The sequence below is a fragment of the Bacteroidota bacterium genome (genome assembly GCA_030706565.1).
GTDB lineage: Bacteria > Bacteroidota > Bacteroidia > Bacteroidales > JAUZOH01 > JAUZOH01.
The window spans coordinates 29,529-47,006 of the sequence record JAUZOH010000001.1; the positions used below are offsets into that span (position 1 = coordinate 29,529).

The window sequence follows — 17,478 nt, forward strand, 5'->3', positions numbered from 1 at the left end:
TTATAGTTTTATGATTTTTGATATCTGGAAGCTGTTGTCCTTTAATGTGATTTTAATCAAATACAACCCAGGTTTGAAATCAAAAAGATTACCATGATATTCGCCGGAATTGATCATGAGTTTCTTAACCGTCAGGCCTATCGAATTAATAAATTCTACTTCTTTCATATCCAGTGAAGTTTCAATATTCAATACATCATTTACTGCAGTAGGATATATCCGAATCTTTGGCCTAATGGTGTTTTCAGTTATAGCTGATTTAAGGGGATCATAAATGGTAACTGCCTTTGCATTAAGGTAGGAATCCATACAATTGTTTGCGCTTGTTGCAATAAGTTGAACTGTCTTATCTCCAGGACTATAATAGTTGAAATAAATATCCTTATCCGTGTACGAATAGTTTTCCAATTTCCATAGATAACTAGTCGCTCCGGAACTTGCATTAGAATATTTAACCTGTTCGCCAATTGCAAAAGAATCCCGTTCCGTAGTAAAACCGGCTTTTATCTTGTCCACGTTTAAATTAACCTGTTGGGCATCGCTCAAGCAATTCTGGTTATTTTTGGCTATGATATATAGAATTTGATCATTTTGTATATTTTGAACTGAATAATTGGAACCGGTTTGTAGTAAATTTTTATTGGCATCATACCAACCATATGAAAAATCGGAACCTGCAGATAAATTTAGATTTGAACCCCGGCAATAAATTGAATTGTAAGAAACCGCAGGTAGCGGCAATGCAGGCATTACACTAATCAAAACCGGCGAAGTATAAGCACTGCCACAATTCGAATCCGTTACTTTCCTCCTGAAATAGCTGGTACCGGTAATATTACCGGATTGAAAACTTGCACCATTAGCCAGTGTAATATCTGTATATATTGAATTATCGTACGCCAGCTGCCATTGATAAGTGAAATTGTTAAATCCTCCGCTTGCCACATTTCCGGATAACAATTGCGGGGAAGTATTATAGCAAATTGTTTGAGCCTGACCAATAACGCCAGGATCGATGATCCCTTTGACTTCAATTTTCAGGGAATCACTTGTCGCAGTTCCACAATTATTTGTAACCACTCTCTTATAATAGGTTGTTTGCGTAAGGCTTGTTGGAATATAACTGGAAGTTGAAGCACCAGGTATATTATTCCAAATCGAACCATTTACAGAATATTTCCATTGATAGTTAAATATCCCATCACCACCACTTGCAGATGTCCCTGTAAGTCCGGCAGGTATGGAAGAACTACAAATAACCTGGGAATTGTATATCTCACCCGGATCAAGCTTTCCATAAACAGTTATGGTAGCCGGGGAACTGGTTTTACTACCACAACCTGATCCTGAAGTTGTAATTCTTCTAAAATAAGTGGTGGCGGTCAAAACTCCGGATTGATAATTAGCACTTAAAGCACCCGCAATAGTTAACCACTTGCTATTGTCTAGGGATGATTCCCATTGATAGGTATATTTCCCATCACCTCCTGTTGGACTGGTACAAACTATTTGTGCAGGTGTCCCATTATAGCACAACGTTTGGGCTTGAGACAATATTCCAGCATTCAAGGCTCCATAAACCGTTATGGTAACCGGTGAACTGCTCATACTCCCGCAACTTCCAGCGGTGGTTACCCGTTGATAATAAGTCGTGGCAGTCAAAGCACCAGGTTGATAATCTGCACTTGAAGCCATAGCAATATTGTACCATGAGGTTGCATCCAGTGATGACTGCCATTGATAGGTATATGTACCGTTTCCTCCTGTCGGACTGGTACCAACTAATTTTGTGGGGATAGCCCCGTTACATACTGTTTGTGACGTTGAAATTGTTCCTGAGGTTAAAGTACCATAAACTGTTATAGTTACCGGCAAACTGGTTTTGCTTCCACAACCTGATCCGGAAGTGGCCACCCTATGGTAATAAGTTGTAGCGGTTAAAGCTTCGGGCTGATAACTTGCACTTGTAGCCCCAAAAATATCTGACCAAGTATCGTTGTCAGTTGATTTCTGCCATTGATAACCATAAACACCATCCCCGCCAGTTGGTGAAGTTCCCAATAGTTGAGAAGGGGTAATGCCATTGCATATTGTTTGGGATGAAGAAATGCTACCTGAAGTCAAAACATCGTAAACTATTATTTTAACAGGTGAACTTGTGATACTCCCACAACCTGTATTTGCTACCCTCCTATAATAAGTTGTAGAAATCAAAGCATCAGGTTGATAACTTGCATTCACACTGCCAGCAATATCCGACCATTTGTTATTATCAGTAGATGATTGCCATTGATAGGTATATTTCCCATCGCCTCCTGTCGGACTGGTACCGAACAGTTGTGAAGGAATTGACCCATTACATAGTATTTGGGAGGAGGATACTGTTCCAGCGTTCAAAGCTCCATAAACCGTTATAGTCACCGGTGAACTGGTTACACTCCCGCAACTTCCAGAGGTGGTTACCCGTTGATAATAAGTTGTGGCGGTCAAAGCACCAGGTTGATAATCTGCACTTGAAGCCATAGCAATATTAGACCATGAGGTTGCATTCAGTGATGATTGCCATTGATAGGTATATGTACCGCTTCCTCCTGTCGGACTGGTACCACTTAATTTTGCAGGGATAGCCCCGTTACATACTGTCTGCGACGTTGAAATTGTTCCTGAGGTTAAAGCACCATAAACTGTTATAGTTACCCTCAAACTGGTTTTGCTTCCACAACCTGATCCGGAAGTTACAATTCTGTGATAGTAAGTCGTTGTTTTTAATGGTTCGGGTTGGTAACTTGCACTTGTAGCCCCAAAAATATCTGACCAAGTATCGTTGTCAGTTGATTTCTGCCATTGATAACTATAAACACCATCCCCACCTGTTGGCAAAGTACCCAATATTTGTGAAGGGGGAATCCCATTGCATATTGTTTGGGATGAAGAAATGCTACCTGAAGTCAAAGCATCGTAAACTGTTATTTTAACAGGTGAACTTGTGATACTCCCACAACCTGTACTTGCTACTCTCCTATAATAAGCTGTAGCTATCAAGGCATCAGGTTGATAACTTGCATTCACACTGCCAGCAATATCGGACCATTTGCTATTATCAGTAGATGATTGCCATTGATACGAATATTTTCCATCACCACCCGTTGCACCAGTACCGACAAGTTGTGAAGGAGTTGATCCATTACATAGTATTTGAGAGGAGGATATTGTTCCAGCATTCAAAGCTCCATAAACCGTTATAGTCACCGGTGAACTGGTCATACTCCCGCAACTTCCAGCGGTGGTTACCCGTTGATAATAAGTCGTTGCGGTCAAAGCACCAGGTTGATAATCTGCACTTGAAGCCATAGCAATATTAGACCATGAGGTTGCATCCGTTGATGACTGCCATTGATAAGTATAGGTACCGCTTCCTCCTGTCGGACTGGTACCGGCTAATTTTGCAGGGATAGTCCCGTTACACACTGTCTGCGACGTTGAGATTGTCCCGGATGTCAAAGGATCGTAAACTGTAATGGTAACCGGCAAACTGGTTTTGCTTCCACAACCTGATCCGGAAGTCACAATCCTGTGATAGTATGTTGTCTTTGTCAATGCTTCGGGTTGATAACCGGAACTGGTAGCACCAATTATATCTGACCAGGAACTATTGTCTAAAGAAGATTGCCATTGATAACCATAAATACCGTCCCCACCTGTTGGTAAAGTCCCCAATAGTTGAGAAGGGGTAATGCCGTTGCATATTGTTTGAGATGAAGAAATGCTTCCCGAAGTCAAAGCATCGTAAACTGTTATGGTCACCGGAGAACTAATTACACTACCACAACCTGATCCGGACGTGGCTACCCTTCTATAAAATACGGATTCATTCAAAGTGCCCGGCTGATAATTAGATCCTACTGCCCCTGAAATATTTGACCAATTAGTCCCATCATTTGAGGATTGCCATTGATAAGTATAAGTCCCATCTCCACCTGCCGGACTGACACCAACCAATTGTGCAGGCGTAGTATTATAACACAACGTCTGTGAAGATGACAAGGTACCGGAAGTTAAGGCATCATACACCTTTATGGCTACCATATTTGATTCTGCTGAATTCACGCCCGAAGTACATATTCGTTTATAATAAGTGGAAGCTGTGAGCCCGCCGACTGAATAAGTTAACCCGTTAGCAGAAGGTATATCTTGAAAATAAATTCCATCTTTGGATGACTGCCATTGATAGGTATATACCCCGGTCCCACCACTTCCTGAAGAGATATTGGAAAGATTCAGATTTGCGTAATTACAAATACTCTGGGATGTACCTATCGTACCCCCGGAAACATCAGGCAATACATTAATGGTTATCTCATTGGTAAACATTGATGTTCCACATTTCCTGGGGCTGTCCATCCTTCGAAATATGGTTGAAGTAAGCAGCCTAGAAGGAGTATAATTATAGGAAGTTGCCCCATAAATACTTTTATACACATCCCCGGGTGTTTTTTCCTGCCATTGATAGGAAAAGATTCCATCGCTGCCTGTTGCCTCCATCCCGTTAAATTCACCAGGTGTTGTGTTATACTCAATTTGCTTTGTAGTAACTGATGTTCCATTAGTCACCACGCTGACGGAACCTACCTTAGGTTTTGGGTAAAATGTTCTGGCAACGACCATAATATTTTGCCAGGGGGCAACAGTAGAATAAGTATTTGCATTTTTATAATAGGTGGTATAAAATATGACCACATAAAACACTTTAGGTGAAGTAAAACCCGACCAATTATAATTTGGAAAGAGATCTTCGACAGAACAAAGAGTAGATTGTGTTGTGCTATAAGCAGATGATGCCAGGGATTGTCCCATGCCAATGCCGACTAAATTATCATAGAGTTCAAAATCATCAAAAGAAAGGATATAACCACTTTGAACATTGGCCGGATCATAGTAGGTCTCGAATTCAAATTTACCATTGGTACAGGTGTACGTACTTGATTCATCAAACAGCCAATAATGCCAAGTTGAAGAATAAATTTTTAAAACCGGTGAAGTATTTTGACTTACCTCCTGCCCTACGGTTCTAGCATAAATAAATGTTAGAAAAGTTAAAATGGGTATAATTTTTCTCATCATGGGTTTTAAATTAAGTTTATCCTACATGGCAAAGTATTTTAATAATGGAAGTGAGCTAAAAGAAAATGCGAAACCCTAATCCGTATGAAATATAAGAACTACGAATAAGGCTTTTTCTCATGAAATTTTGATCCAGGGCTAAATCCAGACAAAGTTTATTGGTCAGGAAATATTCACAATGGGTACCCAGGCTTAAACCATAAATAAAATCAGACTGATGACCACTGTCGATATCGAAAAGCCTTTCTTTAAGAATCTCCTGTCCGCCAAATAACCCCAAATCAGCGTTACAGAAAATGCTTTTGCGATAAGAAAAAAAATTAGCCTTACCCGTTAAACAAAGCTTATGGGTAGAAAAATCGGTATAATGAAACCGGCCGTATTCAAAAGAATAGGTAAGATCAGAGAAAAAATATTTTGTGAAATAGTATGAATAACCTCCGGAAAAGTAATGTCCCCTGGTTGTAGAACCCAGTGACAGGATTAAACCATTGCTTCCTTTCGAGTGTCTGGCAAAAAAATTCGGATTATCACCACAATAGGAATTTATCAAAACGACATATAGGAATAACGTTTGTAGGGACAGAATTTTTTTCATTAATAAATTTCATTAATAAAATTTTATACTACTCCTCTCCTATTATAAATTTAAAAATTATTAGTTAAAAATGGAAAAAAATCCAAGGGATAATTAAAAGACAGTTTAGAAAATTCCTTGAATTCTATAGAGATTGCAAAAAGGAAGAGCAATATTAGGTTTCACATTATAATAAGCAAAGCAATACTGGAAAATAACGACTTTATAAGATAGTTTATTTGATATGTTTTCTTAGAATAGTATCGATTTGTGGAAGTAAAATTGAAAAGAAAATCAGAGAAAGTACTTACAAGTTTTTATTAGTTTTACTAGTTTTATTAGTTTTATTAGTTTTTTTAATCAACATAAAGATGATTTATATTGGTGATTATTGTAAAAAACACCTTTTGTTTTTTTATTATTTTTTTTTAATTCCCAACTTTAACCAATAATAAAAATAACATCAGAAATTGGAATAAAAGGATGAAACGATTTTTATGTTTTTTATCGATTATTGTCTTATCAAAACTTTGCTTTACCCAGATAATTAAGCCATTCGTTGGAATTGACGGACATTATGGTATCCAGAATAAAATGACAGGTAAAACTTTAATAGATACTAAATTCAAACAAATTAATCAGTTCAATGATTCAATGATTGTTGTCGTTGATGATAAAGGGAATTATGCCATCATTGATACTTTAGAGCATATATTATTGCCCTATTCCAAATATAACACTGGCTTTATAGATTATGATTCTATCAATACTTCAAAATTCACAGAATCTCCATACCGAAATGATAAGGGAGAAATATCTTACTATACTTACATAGTTGATAGAAACAGAAATTGTATTCCCAGTGATTATTATCCCTGTCCATGCTGGAAAAGTATCACCAAGGATACTGTTGCAGAATATCTATCGTTAATCCAAAAGGCAATGTCTTATACATGCAGAAACATGGGCGATTCGGCAAAATTTTACTGCGAAAAAGCTATTTCATCAGCTCTCGCTAATCCTTATGTCTATTTGAAAAGAGCATTTATTGAAATGATTGATCAATCCGGCAAAACTAAGATAAAAAATACTGATACGATTAACGTAAGGGAAAAAAATAGGATTTCTGAATGTCTTGAATTGGCTGAAAAGTATGAAAAAAATTCCTACTACAAGACGTATATTAGAAATATGAAATATCAATGGTACAAAGAACTTAAGGATAAAGCCAAATGCCGGAAAATTGAGAATCAATTGAAACAATCTAATGTTGAAACTTTTCGTCATGGATGTTTTTTAATTCCAACGATTTCGTATATCAACGGAATTGAAGCAGAAATTGGTATTGGAAATGGATATATAAACGAAGAAACTTCCTTTAAGAAAAAGTGGTATCAACAAGGACTTATTTTATATGGCGCCTCTTGGAGTAAAAATTTTGATCAGCACCTAGACGGTTATAAATTGTACTTGTTATCGTTTGTAAAAACCGTAAATGCAGGTATTTACCCAATACTTTATACGAATTATAAGAAATCCGAATTTGTTTTAAAATTTGAAGCCGGAATGGGATATTCCTGTTTCGCTATAAACTTAGGATACAACCTGCACGCAAGCGGAGAGAAATTTAATGAAGCCAACAGATTCACAATCAGTCTAAAAGCATATCTGTCATTTAAGACGCAAAAATCATTTCAAAAGGATTAAGGACTACTTTATCATTGCTCAGAATAATTAACTAATCGAAAATATGAAAAGCTGATTAAGTCACAATAATATCGGTAATGCAGTTAACGTTAATATAGAAAGGAACTTTAATGTTGGGAAAAAAAAAAATTGAAATAATTCGACTGACCTTATATCTAATAGCTTTGAAAGTTAAAGCTTATTTTTTTAAAACTTTAAACTCTACTCTTCTGTTTATAGCACGGTCCTTTTCTGTTTGGCTTTTCTGAAGTGGTTTTGTGCGACCATAACCTTTGTATATGATCCTACTTTTATCCACTCCCTTGGAAATTATATATTCTACAACCGACTTAGCTCTTGATATGGATAATTTCAAATTATAATCATCTGTACCCACATCATCAGTAAAACCATCTACTTCAATTTCAGCCAATGAAGCGGTTCCCATATATTGTACCAATTTATCAAGTTCTTTGAATGATGTAGGTAATAAATCCGATTTACCAAATTCAAAATAAATATTTTTAATTACAACTGAAACCCCTATATTAATGTGCTTATAATTAATACATTCAGTAGATTCATTGGTTGGTTTAACCTGAAATTCTTTTTTATCATTTTGTGAATTATCTATAACAGAAATAACACTCACATCGTCAATAAGGTAATAACAAACAAAGTCTTTACTTTTAATGTTATCATACTTAATTGTATTATCACTTTGAGGATAAAAGTCACCAATAATTATATATTGTTCTCCTCCTTTTGCTGTATAAATACCACTAACCTTAACCCAACTGACTGTGTCTTCAATTACTTTTCCTTTAGGATTAGTAATCTGTGGTTTAAAACGATACATTTGATGATAGTCATTAACCTTGATTTCTTTGTCAGAAAAATACAATCCCAAGCAATCAGTTGATACAGTGGAATAATCTGCTCTATTGACGAAAAATTCTGTATAATATTGTTGACCCACTTGTAAAGGATGAATAAGTTTTGTTTGCATAAATTCGGGATTTACAAAATTTAATTTTTTAAACTTTGTATTAGATACAAAGATGCCCATATAACCTGAACCACTTTTTGCATTTTGATAATTACATGCCAATATTTTATGATTGAATACCCATTCAGATTTAGGAACACCAAATTGAATACTGCATCTATTATATAAATCAGGACTATCAAAAAAATAATCATGATTACAATTGGTCCATTTTTTACAAAATAGAAATGTAAGCGTCCCATATATTGAGCAATCATTCTTTTTTTTAGGTCTAAATTCCCAATACCCATCTTGAGACATAGATATAATATAACTAGGAATTGTCATTGTCCTAACTTCTTCCGCTGTATAATATTCCTCAAAACTAGGATTAGGTACCAGATTTTGCGTATGTGCAATCTGGTTTAATTCTAATACAAACAGAAAAATATACAATTTTTTATTTAATTCCATAAAGCCATTTATGATACCAAGGTCTTTGAGTCGATGCCATAAACTGGGTTCCTGTACAAAGTGGTTGTCCATATCTAGAATATGCCTGAACATGTAGATTATGAAAAATTGCAGTTTCAGTCCCTTGACCCCCAACAGGATTTTCTACTGTAACGGAATAGTGGTTATGATTAATTCTAAAATCCTTTATCCCACCAAAACCCATCTCACTACCCATTCCAATAATATGCTTTCTAACTGTATTACCAGGTGTTCTTACTTCAACTGGGGAAGCTTTGGTTGAAAAATCAAAATCCCCATCATATATCCGACTTACACATAAATCATGCTTATGACTATTTCCTCTAATTGTCCCCGGGTCTATATTAGTAGTATAATTACTACTAGGATTAAAATTCCCCGGTATATTAGTACTGAAATTATATTCTATATTTACCATTTTCCCAGCAGGAACAAGTTTTAAGATATCCTTAGCATCAGTGAATAAATACCTGCCTAAGGCGTTAACCGACTGATATATGTTTGAAGTCAGCCTCGGTAAATCATTTAGATGCCAAGCTTCATTTGGAGAAATCCATTTGTAATGCGGTTCGTATCCAAACCATTTATTCCATAACCATTCTTTACCTAATGACCAATTTAATCCGACAAGAGCAGCAGAAAATGCAGCCCCAGAAACAAATCCTTTTTCAAAACTTCCGCCATAAATTAAATTATCAAAACCACTCATCATCCCATTCCCAAAAATTGCAGCAGTCCCACCGATTGAAGTAAAACCATAACCAGACAACAAACTTCCACCTAACATAGCATAATTGCCAACAGTGTAAAGAGTAGTATTGTTATTGATTTCACCATAGGATCTCATAAAAGCACCCGCATCTATAAGTAAAATGCCTACCATAAGAAAAGGGAAATTACCATTTGGGTCAGAATACATTAATGGATTATTAAGTCCATAATTATAACGATTAAACGCTTGGCTATAGCCAATATCATCCATATAATTATCCGGGCTTATAAATAAACCCAAAGATGGGTCATATATTCGTGCATTCATATTAATAAGTCCTAAGTTATCTAAATGTTCTTGACCAACATAACCACGTGAAGTAAGACTAATGGAATTTTCCAATTCTGCTGTTGTAAGTTTTGTCCCTGTATACGGATTACGCCGGTTACCCCACACATCAAAACTTAATCTTTGTTCATTGGTCCCTAGATTGTCAGTAATACATTTCAAAGAACCCAGATAATCAGAGTAAACATAATGTATTTTGTCTCCATCCGACTTCTGTTCAAAGATACCTATTAATGAGTTTCCTGCAAAAATATAATTGAGATGACGTACAGCACCGTTTTCCATAATTTGTTTTTCATAATTATCAAAATAATACCAGATATATTTAGTCGTATCATTCTGTGAATAAACGGTTTTAAATCTTTGGTCATCAACCCCATAATCTATAGAAAGTGATTTGCTTTTAAGACTATCGGTTTCCATAATTGCAGACACTTTTCCTAACTGGTTATATGTAAGGTCGTGCCTGGGTGGCCTATATCCTGTAGCTGCAGCCAACTTATCAATACAATGTTTGGAGGTTTCGTTATAAATATAGGTCCCGACATCCGATTTATTGTCAATACGGTCGTTTACACCGCTTTTATATGTCATATGCAATGTTTCTGTATTTCCTACTGATACCGTAGATAAGCGATTTACATTATCGTATGTAAAATTTTCCTGGAAACCATTCATCGTTGAACCATCAAACATATATTCCTTCCTGTAATCCAGTTGTTGCTTATTGTTAAACTGGTAATTAAAATCAACCACATTATCGGCAAAAATTCTATTAAGCCTATTTTCCCCATCATATCCATAAATTGTTGATTTACCGTTTCCCAATGTAACTTTTGTAATTTGGCCAAGGTCATTGACGTCAGAATTATTTAGCGACCAAATATTGATACCATCTTTTGTAATGGAGATAAGATCATTGCTTATATCATTGTAGCCATAAGTCAAACTCATATTATTGGGATAGGTAAGTTTGCTTACCCTGCTTTTATTATCATATTCGTATGTAAAAGTAAATTTATCATTTCCTTTGCTACGGGTTTTCTCGATGATCCTGTCAAAGCTATCATATTTATATAACATTCCTCCATTTGAATTATTAACTCCTGATAATAATCCTATTGTCCCCGGGGCATCATATGTATAGTTGGTAATAAGATTCCCAATAGTTTTTGTTTTTACACGTCCTATACTGTCATAAACTATTGTGGTTTGATTATTTAAAGCATCTGTCTGTGATGATAGTTCCCCATAAATGTTATAATCGTAACTGGTAGTTCCGGCATCAGGATCTGTTAAAGTTTTCTGTAAACCGGTTTCATCAAAATAAGTAATTGTTTCAGCTCCTGAACCTCCATTGGGTTGTATACTCCTAGGGTTGGAATTTTTATAATACAGATAACTGATACTTCCCCCCGGGTCGGTTGTCGAAGTTAATAATCCTGCTGCGTCATATGTTTCTGTATAGGTTTCCCCGGTACTATAATGAGTTGTCGTTTTTCTGTCTATATCATCGGAATAACTGATAGTATCCGTAACTGCATCCGGTAAAGTTTGTTCAGTCAATCGACCATAGCCATCATACAAGTTGGTGGTTGTTTTAGTCGCACTTCCTGATGGCGGATATGGGTCGGAAAAAATCCAGCTCTGACCTAATGAATTATATTTACAATCAGAATAGGTAACTTTCCCATTAAAACCGGATACGGCTTCTCTTAGCAAATGTCCTACTGCATCGAAATATTCGGCACTGATAAAATGGTTGTCTTCATCAACCGATGACACATAATAAAGAGCATTGTCCGGTTTATAAGAGGTAAAATTACCATTATCTGCCCAATTTATTAATGAAACTATTTTAGTTGCATCTGAAAAGGTCGTACTTGTAAGACCATCCCAATCATCAAATGTAAATGTGGTTGGTAAACGGTTCAAATCCCATTTTACCAATGGATTTCCCCAATTATCGTAAGAGGTCTCCGTATAATGATTCAAAGAATTAAATTGCTTTTTTATAAATCTTTTATCATCGGTATATACTGCCGAATCTCTACGGTCACCAACAGTTGTAGAGATAACATTTCCTACTTCGTCATAAGTTAATTCTGTAGAAACGGCTTTTGTGGTTCCAGAAAAATCTGTTTTCTTTTTTACCGTACCGTTATCATTATACTCAAATGCTGTAGTAATAGAGAATTTACCATCCGTATCTTTGTGCGTTTGTTCGGTTACCACATTATCCGGTGCATTAGGGTAAGGGTTCAAATTATTTTTTAACCTTTGGGCATACCCATTGTAAATATTTTTCTTGGAAGCTACAATTTTATTACTGGTAGGATTTGTGTAATCAGTATAGTCAATTTCATTTGAAAGAATATTCCCGTTATTATCATAAGAAACAATAGAAGTAGTTGTGATTTTTTTCAGATAATCGGTTTGAGTTGAGATGCTGGGATATATAAATACATGCTTCAGCCCGTTAGGGAAAGCAGTCAATGAATAGGAAGAGAGTGGAGTATTTGAATCTGAAACAACTGTTGAACCAACAATTGTCTTTGAATAAGTCGGAAAAGGTTGAATGTAATTTTTTGATCCTGATGATAAAGAAAACTCATAGTCTTGTTCAGAAGATGTATTCGTAAGGGAATCATATACCATAAATTTTCCAAAACCAAGAAATCCACGTTGTAAATCTTGAGTAGCATTAGCATATGAATATTTCTTTACAATATCCGATGATACGCCATTTGGAATTGTGACCTTTTTTACTAAATATGCAGAGTTTCTTAATAATGCTAATGGAAATATAGGATTTGAATTTGAGGAATAATTAATTCCAACTGCTGTTGTAATATATGAAATACGTGTATTTTGACCTAAACCATCGAATAAGGAAGTCACCATTCCCCCTCCAAAATTGGTATTGGGTGTAGAATATAACCGCCATCTCTGGGTCATATCTGTAGCACCATAACAGTCGTATCCAAAATTCATAAGATCAGGACGCCCATCTCCATTAAAATCACCAGAAACAAAAAGTTTAGCCTGTGCATCGTCCTCAGTATGCGATGTTGCAGTAGTTTTTGAAAGTGAAACATTATCCCCGGTAGATTGATACCAATAGGTATTGAAATAATTAAATATGCCCCAACTTTCTCCTGTAAAAGAATTATGACCAAATTCATAATCTGCATCAAAAACAATTAAATCAGATTTTCCATCATTATTAAAATCCGTAACAATACAATTATGAGTTGCATCATCTTTATCTGTATAATCTTCATTCTGAGCGGTGACTGATGGTAAAAGTTTTTGGTCAAAACCTAAATTCCCATTATTTAATAAAAGGTACCAATTTGGAGACTCATGCTGGTTAATGACGAAATCAACCAAGCCATCGCCGTTAAAATCACCCGTTTTTATGATGTCACAAGTACTGTTTAATATGCCATCTACTAAATCCCCAACTGTAAAAGTGTTATCCCCATTATTTAAATAAATGATGTATTCATTATCAGTTAAAACCATAATATCATTTAATCCATCTGCATTAAAATCTGCAATAAAAATATTTTTAGGAGCATTTGTCGTAGAAACATTAAAGTTAATCCAATTATTATCCCAATTTGTCGAACCAAACCTTATTTTCCCAGGATAATTCATACTTGACGATTGACTATCTTCAATATATATAATATCATCTATTCCATCATTATTCAGATCTCCAATAGCATAAATTGGAAGTTTATCAGTACTGGATAGTAATTTTTGTGCAAAAACTGGAGTATTCTGATTATAATTAAGTACAAAAAAATCTATTTCATTCCAAGAATTAGTCTTATTAAAATATGGAACAATAATATCTGGAATATTATCACCATTCAAATTCTGAACACAAGACGTTGAAGAATAGCATTTAAAATCATCCCAAACTAAATTAGGTATATATTCATAGTTTGGTCCAAGCGAAAAAGATGTGATTCCTTCAGGAGAAATAGAGGCATAAAAAATTTGTACGACATTAACTTGAGACCAACTTTCTCCCCCATTATAATAAGAATAATGTTTATAAGGGAAAAAACTTATTAAATCAGTTAGTCCATCACCATTAACATCTCCAGTTGTCCAGTTCCTTTGTGAAAAATTAACTTGATTATAATAAGAATCTTCCGGTAATAAAGGATTGTTTAGAGTTACTTTGTCAGAATTATAATCTCCCCATTTCAAATAAGTAGGATTTAGTTTAGTTCCATTCCCATTGCTTTCGGTTATTTTAGAAAGTCTTGAAAAAGCATCTTGAGTATATTCAAAATTATAAGTGCGAAATACCTGGTTTCCAGTTTTTGTAACAATTTTATACAATTCCTGGTCAATTTGTCCTTTTAAAGGGAAATAATGGATATTAATGGGATCATTACGGATTTCATAGAAGAATTCTAAAGAGCTGGAAGTACCTACTCCGGATTTATTGGTACCGTAAGAGATTTTTTTCAGATAAGTTACTAATCCTTTTTGCTCATAGGTATAACTAATAGTATTTCCAGACACATCCACCACAGAGTCTAAGTACCAAGCCAATATGGCATTTGTCCCATTTGCACTATAAAGTGTACGTCCATTGGGACTTCCATATACATATTTTGTCCCATTTTTAGTATAAACTTCAAACCAGTTAGGACTATTTTTTCCGTATATTCCTTTAGATATAATATGTGAAAATGTCTCGTTTTCAGTACGATAAGTTGATTCATCTGCACCGTAAATCCCAGTATTAGGAACAAGCCTGTTTCCATCCAAAATAAAGCGGTCTGTAGTATCAATGGCTAAACCGCTAACCCGATTATCACTATATAGATTTTTAGGAACGCGGGTTATTGCAGAAAGTCCTGATAGATTACATCCCCATCCCAACAGTCCATTTCCTGTTTGACTATTATAAATAACGGAAATTTTAGGCTCTAGATTATTTAATCCTTTAGGTACAGATATAGGTATTTCGTAAGTAGCAGCTCCTGTAGGAGTAACATTAAAAAAACCGGTAAGTGTTCCGAAAGGCAAATTGGTATCAACTTTTCGGGTCGAAAGGTCAGGAGTGTTTGTTAAATAATTGGCAGGTAAATCTAAACTTTCATCAACGCTTGCATTAAATGCAGGATTAGAACTGGAAGCATAGCCATTTAAGGAACAATAAAACCCTGCTTTTAAAATAATACTATCCCTGGCATTTAAATTTACACAAGGAGACAACACAGAAGAATCCTTGGTTATTGTGACACCTACTTCATTTGTACATTGAGCTTGTACAAAAACAATATTTATTAAAAAAATGCTGATAATAAACAGTAAGTAAAGAAAACTTTTTTTCATTTGTTTGTTTTTTTATGCTTTAAAAGTCTGATTACTCAAACTTTTAAAAATCAATGTCTCTATTCTTTTATAATTTTCCATGTACTTATTTTATTTCCTAGTATAATTTTTAATATATAATCACCCGCCTGATAATTAGATAAATCAAGTGACATGTTACTGTTAACTGTTTTTTGAGAGATTAGAATTTTCCCTGAAATATTGAAAAGATATAAAGCTGAATTCTTTTCTTTATCATAACCTTGAATTTCCACTGTTAAATTTCCTTTTGTAGGGTTAGGATAAATAAGAATTTTTTGTTGACCCAATTTTTCTTCGAACATTTGTTTTTTTGTATTACTGGTATCAGTTTTAGCGACTAATGCAGATTTCTTTTTGGGAAGGGTTATTGTGCGTAAAACACGATTTCCAGCATTATCATACATATAAGATATGGTATCGCAATCATAATTTATTTTTGTTCGTGCATTGATATGATTAATATCAAACAATGAATATATTATGGGGAAAAAAATTAATATAGGTATAAAAGTTTTCATATGTAAAAGATATAAGTTAGCATTCAGTTTGTAATTCGATTTTGAAAACTATTCTATGGTTCTGTAAATATTTATGTTATTTTTATATTATCAATTAATAAAGTGAATATTACAGTTATATTATTTTATATTAAATATCACTAGTGTCCACAAAACTTAATAATTAACTTTTATAACAAACAGATAATATGCAGATTTCATTAGTAAATGCCATGTCCACGATTTGAATTTTTATTTCGCAATTATGAACAAAACATAAAACTTAACTCATTTATAATAAACATATTTGTAAATCAAAATTAATACTTTTGAATTTTAAGTGGACACTAATGATTAAATATACATGTTAAAATTATGAAATATTTTAACTTTTAATTAATTTTTCTTTATAAATTTAATGTTAAAATTAATATTTTATATATTTAACATAAATAACTCATTAATAATGATATAATAAAATTATAAAATGAAAAAAACAGTTTTAATAACAGTATTAGTAAGTTTCTTTATTAATTCTTTTGCCCAATTAAAAGTTAGTTCAAGTAATAATGTAGGTATAGGGGATGTCTCTGATCCCGGTATATATAGATTATGGGTACAAAACGGAAATGCCCGCTTAATGTTTGGAGCTAATACAAATGGTACGGGAGCTAACTTATTCAGATTGTGGAATAATGTAGGATCAGCATTGAGTATTAATTCATATAATAATTTGTATTCATCTTTTATTACAGATATTGGAGCGAATTATGCAGTAAACGGAGTAAATGGTTATACCCAATATTGCATCGTAGGTTCAAAGTATGCACCCATGATTCGTCTTAACGCAGATGAAGGGTCAATATCATTATTCGGTGAAAATGGTCCTACGACTAGTTCAAGCAATCGTAGTCTATACCACTGCCTCGGGGTTTATATAGCTTCTAATGGCAATGTAGGAATTGGAAACTATTCTCCATCAAGTGCACTTGATGTAAACGGGGATATTTACATATATGGATCTCTTGCAATAAGTTCAGATTCCAGACTTAAAGAAGACATTACAACCATTACTTCTTCTTTAAAAAACATTTCAAGTTTACGGCCGGTAAAATATAAATTAAAACAGGAAATAAATGAACCCACTTCCTTATTAGCTTCAAATAATCTTTCAGATTCTGCCAGAATGTCTTTGTCCAATATTAAGCAAAATACAGATACCGCTATTTTTAACCGCTATCATAATGGTTTCATCGCTCAAGAAATTCAAAAAATATATCCGGAACTGGTATATACAAATAAGAAAGGGATATTAAGTGTTGATTATATCGGTTTAATACCAATATTAACGAATGCTTTAAATGAACAGGAAACATTAATCGAAAAACAGTCTGCAACCATTAAAAGTCAGAATGATGACATAGCCCTAATTAAATCTCAGTTGGTTGAAATAGAGAAACTGTTAGTAAAACAAAAAAATTAATGATAAGTATTTACTATTGACGAAAGAACCGGCGCAGCATATTAGATGCTTATATCTTTAGAACGCTTCTATCCGATGTCCGGGTGATAACAGAGACCTGGATGACGGATTATAATGAAAATAGACCTAAATATTCATTGGGAGACATGTCTCCCAATGAATAAGACTGAAATAAATATTACT

Annotated in this window: 7 protein-coding genes and 1 pseudogene; 3 read left to right on the forward strand and 5 right to left on the reverse strand. The window is 34.3% G+C overall.

Features of this window, described 5'->3' with window-relative positions; translation table 11 throughout:
* Both Q8907_00165 and Q8907_00170 read right to left on the reverse strand, forming a co-directional pair.
* Positions 1-5,121 (reverse strand): hypothetical protein, encoded by a 5,121-nt coding sequence (locus Q8907_00165; protein ID MDP4272676.1) that lies wholly within the window; start codon positions 5,119-5,121, stop codon positions 1-3.
* A gap of 55 nt (positions 5,122-5,176) precedes the next feature.
* Positions 5,177-5,719, reverse strand: a complete 543-nt coding sequence (locus Q8907_00170) for a hypothetical protein (GenBank protein MDP4272677.1) — start codon at positions 5,717-5,719, stop codon at positions 5,177-5,179.
* A gap of 462 nt (positions 5,720-6,181) precedes the next feature.
* On the opposite strand from Q8907_00170, the gene Q8907_00175 reads away from it, so the two are divergent.
* Complete coding sequence (locus tag Q8907_00175) at positions 6,182-7,405, forward strand: hypothetical protein (GenBank protein MDP4272678.1); 1,224 nt, start codon at positions 6,182-6,184, stop codon at positions 7,403-7,405.
* A 178-nt stretch (positions 7,406-7,583) separates the two neighbouring features.
* Here Q8907_00175 and Q8907_00180 read toward each other — a convergent pair whose 3' ends face one another.
* From Q8907_00180 to Q8907_00190, 3 genes are read right to left on the reverse strand one after another with little or no spacing between them, the layout of a single operon-like run.
* On the reverse strand, positions 7,584-8,846 hold the full coding sequence (locus Q8907_00180) for an OmpA family protein (protein MDP4272679.1): 1,263 nt from the start codon (positions 8,844-8,846) through the stop codon (positions 7,584-7,586).
* On the reverse strand, positions 8,833-15,294 hold the full coding sequence (locus Q8907_00185) for an FG-GAP-like repeat-containing protein (GenBank protein MDP4272680.1): 6,462 nt from the start codon (positions 15,292-15,294) through the stop codon (positions 8,833-8,835). The genes Q8907_00180 and Q8907_00185 overlap by 14 nt, the downstream gene beginning before the upstream one ends.
* A gap of 59 nt (positions 15,295-15,353) precedes the next feature.
* Positions 15,354-15,833, reverse strand: coding sequence for a T9SS type A sorting domain-containing protein (locus Q8907_00190; GenBank protein ID MDP4272681.1), 480 nt, complete (start codon positions 15,831-15,833; stop codon positions 15,354-15,356).
* A gap of 466 nt (positions 15,834-16,299) precedes the next feature.
* Between Q8907_00190 and Q8907_00195 the strand changes: the two genes are divergently transcribed.
* Positions 16,300-17,295, forward strand: a complete 996-nt coding sequence (locus tag Q8907_00195; GenBank protein MDP4272682.1) for a tail fiber domain-containing protein — start codon at positions 16,300-16,302, stop codon at positions 17,293-17,295.
* Between the two features lie 38 nt (positions 17,296-17,333).
* A pseudogene (locus Q8907_00200) lies at positions 17,334-17,459 on the forward strand (integrase core domain-containing protein).
* The last annotated feature ends 19 nt before the right edge of the window (positions 17,460-17,478 follow it).